The 6,960-nt window shown below is 72.5% G+C and carries 5 protein-coding genes; 4 read left to right on the top strand and 1 reads right to left on the bottom strand.

The features are described from left to right. Nucleotides 1-743: transcriptional regulator (locus ACWF94_RS28480; RefSeq protein ID WP_453494534.1), on the bottom strand; the 743-nt coding region annotated here is incomplete at its 3' end. Nucleotides 744-1,106: 363 nt separating this feature from the next. Between ACWF94_RS28480 and ACWF94_RS28485 the strand changes: the two genes are divergently transcribed. The 4 genes from ACWF94_RS28485 to ACWF94_RS28500 are packed head-to-tail and all read left to right on the top strand — an operon-like array spanning nucleotide 1,107 to nucleotide 6,920. After that, nucleotides 1,107-2,804: a non-ribosomal peptide synthetase gene (locus tag ACWF94_RS28485; protein ID WP_453494544.1), complete on the top strand. Its 1,698-nt coding sequence runs from the start codon at nucleotides 1,107-1,109 to the stop codon at nucleotides 2,802-2,804. Then, a complete protein-coding gene (locus ACWF94_RS28490) occupies nucleotides 2,801-4,069 on the top strand; it encodes an FAD-dependent oxidoreductase (RefSeq protein ID WP_453494536.1) in 1,269 nt (422 codons plus the stop codon). Before ACWF94_RS28485 ends, ACWF94_RS28490 begins: the two co-directional genes overlap by 4 nt. Continuing rightward, complete coding sequence (locus ACWF94_RS28495) at nucleotides 4,063-4,635, top strand: DUF6875 domain-containing protein (RefSeq protein WP_453494538.1); 573 nt, start codon at nucleotides 4,063-4,065, stop codon at nucleotides 4,633-4,635. Before ACWF94_RS28490 ends, ACWF94_RS28495 begins: the two co-directional genes overlap by 7 nt. Next, entirely contained in the window at nucleotides 4,632-6,920 is a 2,289-nt protein-coding gene (locus ACWF94_RS28500; protein WP_453494541.1) for a non-ribosomal peptide synthetase, read from the top strand. The genes ACWF94_RS28495 and ACWF94_RS28500 overlap by 4 nt, the downstream gene beginning before the upstream one ends. Nucleotides 6,921-6,960 lie beyond the last annotated feature (40 nt).

A 6,960-nucleotide genomic window follows, 5' to 3' on the forward strand; every position in this document is an offset into this window, starting at 1 on the left:
GCGTTGTTTTCTGCGTTTCCTGCGTTTTCTGCATTTCCTGAGTTTTCTGCGTTTTCCGCGCGGTTTCCGGCGGAAAGGCGATGCCGCGGCGGAATAGGATCCTCGCCGCGGCGCATTCTTTCCCGGACATCCCGGGCGGTGCCGACCGATATTCCGGCGATTCGGGCGATCTCCCGCAACGAAAGATCTGGATTGTTCGAAATCGCCCGGCTCGCAATCGTACGTCCGTGGGAGGCGTCGAGTGGCCGCACTTTCCCGTCACGGCCGAGGCGGGTGTTCAACTGAGTCATTTCCCCGGTTGAACACTGCCGGATCGCGGCCACCTTCTTGGTGGACAACCCGACTGTCGACGCGATCAGGCGGTCCGACAAATGCGGATGCGACGAGAGGATCCGGGAGGCGGCGGCGGTGCGGTCGGCCAGCGTCAGCGGCAACCCCTGGGTCACGTTGGCGCTCACGGCCAGCACGAACGCGTCCTCCTCGGTGCCGTCGACGAACCGCACACCGATGGTGGCGTCCCCGCGCAGCTTGGCCGCGCGCAGGCGGTGCACACCGTCGATCACCTGCATGGTCGGCCGGTGCACAAGGATCGGCGGGAGGCCGTCCGGGCACTGCGCGAGTGCGCTGACGTGGTCGGGACTGGAGCCGGCGACCCGCACGAGACGCGTTTCGGTTACCTGGTCGACCGGCACGAACGTCGGTGGCGTGTCCCTGAATCGCGTACCCAGCGATGTCCCGCTCATCCGAACTCCTCCAGATGGGCCAACCCATTTTCGAGCACGACTTGGTCACGCTCGGCAGCGCGTAACTGATCAGGTCTCGGGAAGTGGCTATCAAGATACTGGCCAGGTTATGGCGCCGAACAGACCAGCGGGACCAAAATTTCCATGAACAAGTTCTCATCATTGCCATTCATTGCGGTCGGCGCATCGGGTGAGCGCCAAGATAACCACCTCGTTGATCGTTGACACCGATCCGCGTTGACACCGATCCGCGTCATGAGACAGAGTTCCCCTCGTTCCCCTAATAGATTCCCGTGGGTCACGGAGTGTGAAACCGCAGTGGACGCGCGATTAGATACGGTGAATCCCCTACCGGCCGAGACGATGGTGGGGATGTTCCGGCGCCAGGTCGCCCGCGCCCCGGAGTCGATCGCGGTGGTCGCCGCTGACGGCACGCTCTCCTACGGTGCGCTCGACGCCCGCGCTTCCGCGGTGGCGAGCGGGCTGCGAGACCGTGGGGTCGGGCCGGACGACATCGTCGCCGTCGCGATCCCGCGCGGCGCGGACATGGTGGTGGCCGTCGTCGCCGTGCTCGCCGCGGGAGCCGCGTACCTGCCGGTCGACTCCGCCCAACCGCCGGACCGGGTGGCCGCCGTGCTCGCCGACGCCCGTCCCGCCCTGGTGCTGACGCCGGGGGAGCTGCGGGCGCTGGAGGCCGCGGCGGTGTCCGCCGCCCCGGTGGCGGATCCCGATCCGGCGTGCGCCGCCTACGTCATCTACACCTCCGGCTCGACCGGAAAGCCCAAGGGCGTGGTCGTTCCCCATGCGGGGATCGCTCATCTCGTCGCGGCGCAACGGGAACGCTTCGGCGCCCGGCCGGGTGCCCGGGTGTTGCAGTACGCGTCGGTCGGCTTCGACGTGGCCGTCGCCGACCTGTGCATGGCGCTGCTCACCGGGGCCACGCTCGTTCTCGCGCCGCCCGAGGGCCTTCCGCCCGGCGAACCGTTCGCCCGGTTCGTCGCCGAGCACGGCGTCACCCATGTGTGCATGCCACCGAGCGCGCTCGCCACCCAGCCGGACATGGCGCTGCCTTCGGTCGCCTGCCTGATCGTCGCCGGGGAGGCGGTGGGCCCGGACCTCGTCGCCCGATGGTCCCCCGGCCGCCGGATGATCAATGCCTACGGCCCGACCGAGACGACCGCGTGCGCCACCATGAGCGCGCCGCTCACCGGCGGCCCGGTGGTGCCGATCGGGGCGGCGATCCCCGGCACCGAACTACGGGTGCTGGACGAGACGTGCGCCCCGGCCGCCGAGGGCGAGCTGTACATCGGCGGCGCCGGGGTCGCGCGCGGCTATCTGGGCTGCCCCGGGCCGACCGCGCAGCGGTTCGTCGCCGACCCGTGGGGTCCGCCCGGGTCGCGCATGTTCCGCACCGGCGACCTGGTCCGCGTGCTGCCGAACGGTGACCTGCTGTTCCTCGGCCGGGCCGACGACCAGGTGAAGATCCGCGGCCACCGGGTCGAACCGGGCGAGGTGGAGGCCGCGCTCGGCGCTCACCCGGCGGTGGAGCGGGCGGTGGTCGTCGCCCACTCCGGACCGCTCGGCGCCTATCTGGTGGGCTATGTGGTGCCGCGCGGGGCGAGCGTGCCGGACCTGCGCGCGCACCTCGCCGAGCGGCTGCCGGCCCACCTGGTCCCGGACATGATCGAGGTGGTCGAGCACTTCCCGTTGACCCCCAACGGAAAACTGGACCGGGCCGCGTTCGCCGAGCCCGCGCCGCGGGCGTCGGGCGCGCTCGCCGACGACCTCGCCCGGTTGTTCGCCGAGGTGCTGTCGGTGGATTCGGTCGCGCCGGACGACGACTTCTTCGCCCTCGGCGGCACCTCGCTGATGGCCACCGCGCTGGTCAGCCGGATCCGGGTCGAACTGGCCGTGGACGCGTCCGTGGCCACCGTGTTCGACGCCTCCACACTCGCCGACCTCGCCAAAGCCCTGTCCGCGATGGACCCGGTGGCCTCAGTTGACTCAGTGGACTCGGTGGACTCAGTGGACTCGGTGGACTCGGCCGGGGGCCGGACATGAACGTCGTCATCGTCGGGGCGGGCATGGCCGGAACCATGCTGGCGATCCGGCTGGCCCGCCGCGGCCACCGGGTGGACGTGGTGGAGCGGCGCGACGACCCGCGCGGCACGAACGGCCCGGAGGCCGCGTCGATCAGCGTCGGGCTGTCCGAACGCGGGCGGGCGGCGTTGCGCGACATCGGCCTCCTCGATGAGGCCCTGGCCAAATCGGTTCCCATGCGCGGGCGGATCGTCCACCACAGCGGCCGGGTCACCTACCAGCCCTACGGCGCGGACGACTCCGAGGTGCTGCACTCGGTCCGCCGCCACGACCTCAACATCGCCCTGCTCGACGCCGCCGAATCGATTCCCCGGGTGCGGCTGTGGTTCGGGCACCGCGTCACCGGCCTGGCCGGTACCGAGGTGCGGACCCCGGCCCGGACGTTCTCGGCGGATCTCGTCGTGGGCGCGGACGGCGCGTACTCGACCGTACGCGCGCACCTGCACCGCCGGGTGCGTGCCGAGTTCCATCAGACGCACCTGGACTGGGGCTACCGGGAGTTCACCATCCCGGCCGTCGACCGGCCGGAGGCGTTGCACGTGTGGCCGAGCAGACGGGGACTGGTGGTGGCACACCCCAACCCGGACGGATCGCTGACCGGGACCGTGTTCCTGCCGTTCGACGGCGACACCGGGTTCTCGGGGCTGCGCGACCCGGCGCGGGCCGGGGCGTTCCTGGCCGAGGAGTTCGGCGACCTGACCGAGCTGGTGCCGGACCTGGTCACGCAGTTCCTCGCGCACGAGCCGGGCAGCCTGGTGTCGGTGCGCACCGCGCCGTGGCAGCACGACCGTGTCGTCCTCGTCGGCGACGCCGCGCACGCCGTGTTCCCGTTCTACGGCCAGGGGATGAACGCCGCGTTCGAGGACTGCGCGGTGCTCGACGCGTGTCTCGCCGAGCACGCCCCGGGCGACGCGCTCGCCGCGTTCGAGGCCCGCCGCCGCCCGCACACCGACGTGCTCGCCGAGTTGTCCGCGCGCAACTTCGTGGAGCTGCGCGACCGGGTGCGGTCACCGGTGTTCCTGGCCCGCAAGCGGATCGACTTCACGCTCGGCCGCCTGCTACCGGGGTGGCGGACGCTGTACGCGATGATCAGCCACAGCAGCCTCCCGTACGGCGACGCGCTCGCCCGGGCCCGCCGCCAGGACCGCCTCCTCGGTGGACTCGCCGGGCTCGGCGGAGTCACGTTGCTCGCTGCGGCGCGGCGGAAGCGGAGCGGGAAATGCTGAACCACCCGGCGGGTGACGTCGCGCTGTTCGAGCCGGATCACCCGGACCTGCCTGCCGCCGCCGAGGTGGTGCTGGAGTGGGCGCGGTCCTATCTGTGCCGGCCGCACCCCGATCTGGGGCGGAGCGGCGACGTCTGCCCGTACACGGCCGTCTCGCTGGAACGGGGCGGGCTCTACCTCGCCGTACACCCCGGACGGCCGGACCTGCGGGCGGTGATGACCGCTTACCGCGACTGGTTCCCCGACCTGCCGCCGCGTGAGGGGCCGGGGGCCAGATACCGGACGGTCCTGGTGGTGCTGCCGGACGTCACACCCGGGGAGATCGACCACACGCAGCGGGAGCTGAAGGACGGGTTCGTGGAACGCGGCCTGATGATCGGCGAGTTCCACCCGGGACCGCCGTCCGCGCCCGGTCTGTGGAACGCGGACTTCCGGCCGTTGCGCAGCCCGCTGCCGTTGCTGGCGGTGCGGCACATGGTGGCCGCCGACGCGCCGTTCCTGCGGGCGGACCCGGACCATCTGGCGGCGTACCGGCGCCGGTTCGGAGATCGGGGAGCGTACCGATGACGGTCCCGCTCCCGCCCGGGGCCCGGCGGCTGTGGTTCCTTGAGGCGTTCGCCGATGGCGCACCCCTGCACAACAACCCGGCGGTGTTCCGGTTGGCCGGCCCCGTGTCGGTGGACGCGCTCCAGCGCGCGGCTGACCTGGTGGTGGCCCGGCACCCGATGCTGCGCACCACCTTCGACGAGGTCGACGGCGAGCCGGTCGGCCGGGTGGGTCCGGTGGGCGCCGCGGATGTCGTGGTGCGGACGGTGCAGGCCGCAGACGCAGAGGCAGCCGCAGAGGCGTTCGCCGCGCAGGCCGCACGGGAGCCGTTCGACCTGCGCACCGGGCCGTTGTTCCGGATCCGGCTGGGCCGGATCACGCCGACCGACCACATACTGGTGATCAACACGCATCACGCGGTCGTCGACGGTACGTCACTGTCGGTGCTGTGCGGGGAGATCAGCGCCCTGTACGCCGACCCGGCCCGGCCCCTGCCGGATCCTGGAGCGCCGCCGGACATCATCGACCACGACCCGTCCCTCCGGGTGTCCGAGCTGGACGGTGTGCCGGACCTGCTCACCCTGCCCACCGACCGGCCCCGCCCGAGGATGCGCGCCTTCCGGGGGGAGTTGCGCCGCCACGCCGTCCCCGGGGGTCTCACCGCGCGGGTCGACGCGCTCGCCCGCGCCACGCGCTCCACCCGGTTCGTCGTGCTACAGGCCGCGTACGCCGCCACGTTGGGCACGACGGCGGGTCAGGACGACGTCGTGGTCGCCACCCTGGTGTCCGGGCGGCCGGGGCCGGAGTTCGCCGGCGTCGTCGGAATGTTCGTGAACCCGGTGCCGTTGCGGGTGGGGATCGGCGGCGATCCGACGTTCCGCGAGCTGGTGGCCAGGGTCCGCCGCGCGGTCGCGGCGGGACTGGGCGGCGCGGCGGTCCCGTTCGACCGGCTCGTCGAGGCGGTCGGCGCCTCCCGCGACCCGAGCCACGCGCCGCTGTGCCAGGCGCACCTCGTGATGCAGGACCCACCCCAGGTGGTGCTCCCCGGCGTACGGGCCGACCGGATGCTGCCGGACACGGGCACGGCCGACGTCGACCTCACCGTGATGGTGGAGTCCGGCGGCGACGGAGAGATGGCAGTCGTCACCGAGCACGACACGGACCTGTTCGACGGTGCGACGGTCGACGGTGTCGCCGGGCGGCTGCTGGCCTTGCTGGACCGTGCGTGTGCCGACCCCGATCGCCGGTTGTCGGCGTTGACGGCGTTGACGGCGGGGTCTTCGGTGGTGGCCGCGCCGGTGGCCGGGCCGGCCGGTGCTCCGGCGCCGTCGACCGTGCTGGAGCTGATCCGGTTCGGCGCGGACGGCCTCGCGGTGGGTGAGTTGTCCTACGCCGAGCTGGAGCGCCGTTCGGCGGCGCTGGCCTCGGTGCTGCGGGCGAAGGGCGCCGGTCCTGAGGCGTGGGTCGCGGTGGACCTGCCGCGCGGCACGGACCTGGTGGTGGCCATCCTCGGGATCTGGCGGGCGGGCGCGGTGTACGTGCCGGTGGAACCGTTGTGGCCCGAGCCGAGGCGCCGGGCCGTCACCGAGGCCGCCCGCGTCGTGCTGACCGAGATCCCGGACCTGCCGGAGGAGTTCGAGCGCGTCGATCCCGGAATCACACCCGAGTCACTGGCTTACGTACTCCACACGTCCGGGTCGACCGGCCGCCCGAAGGCGGTGGGCGTGCCGCACGGCGCGGTGGCCGGGATGCTGGCCCGGTCGACGGCGCTGGTGGGTCTTGGCGCCGGGGACGTGGTGGCGGCCATGATCTCCCCGGCGTTCGACATCTCGGTGTGGGAACTGGTGGGGCCGCTGACGGTGGGCGCCCGGGTGGCGGCGATACCGCCGGAGATCGTTGTGGACGGCCCCGCGCTGGCCCGGCGTCTGATGGCCGAGGCGGTCACGGTCGTCCAGGTCACCCCGTCGGTGTGGGCGGTGCTGGCGGCGGCCGGGGGCGTGCCGGAGTGCGTGCGGGTCCGGGTGTCGATCGGGGAGGTGCTGACGCCGGAGCTGGCCGAGTCACTGGGCGGGGCCGAGCTGTGGAACACGTACGGCCCGACCGAGACGACGATCTGGTCGACCGCCGGGCGGGTGCACCAAGGCAGCCGGTTCGGCATCGGCGACCCGCTCGACGGCGTGGCCGCGTATCTGCTGAACGCGGGCCTGCGACCGGTTGACGACGATGTGGTCGGCGAGGTGTACCTGGGTGGTTTCCCGCTGGCGCGCGGCTATCTCGGCGCGCCCGGCCGGGGCGGGGCCCGGTGATGGGGCGAAACCAGGGTCCCCCGACCCCGCCCGCGGCAGG

The sequence above is a fragment of the Streptomyces sp. NPDC055078 genome, from assembly GCF_053607985.1.

Excerpts from the sequence above, each read along its gene's own strand:
- ACWF94_RS28485 (WP_453494544.1), top strand. The coding sequence starts at position 1,107 with ATGGTGGGGATGTTCCGGCGCCAGGTCGCCCGCGCCCCGGAGTCGATC.
- ACWF94_RS28490 (WP_453494536.1), top strand. The coding sequence starts at position 2,801 with ATGAACGTCGTCATCGTCGGGGCGGGCATGGCCGGAACCATGCTGGCG.
- ACWF94_RS28500 (WP_453494541.1), top strand. The coding sequence starts at position 4,632 with ATGACGGTCCCGCTCCCGCCCGGGGCCCGGCGGCTGTGGTTCCTTGAG.
- ACWF94_RS28495 (WP_453494538.1), top strand. The coding sequence starts at position 4,063 with ATGCTGAACCACCCGGCGGGTGACGTCGCGCTGTTCGAGCCGGATCAC.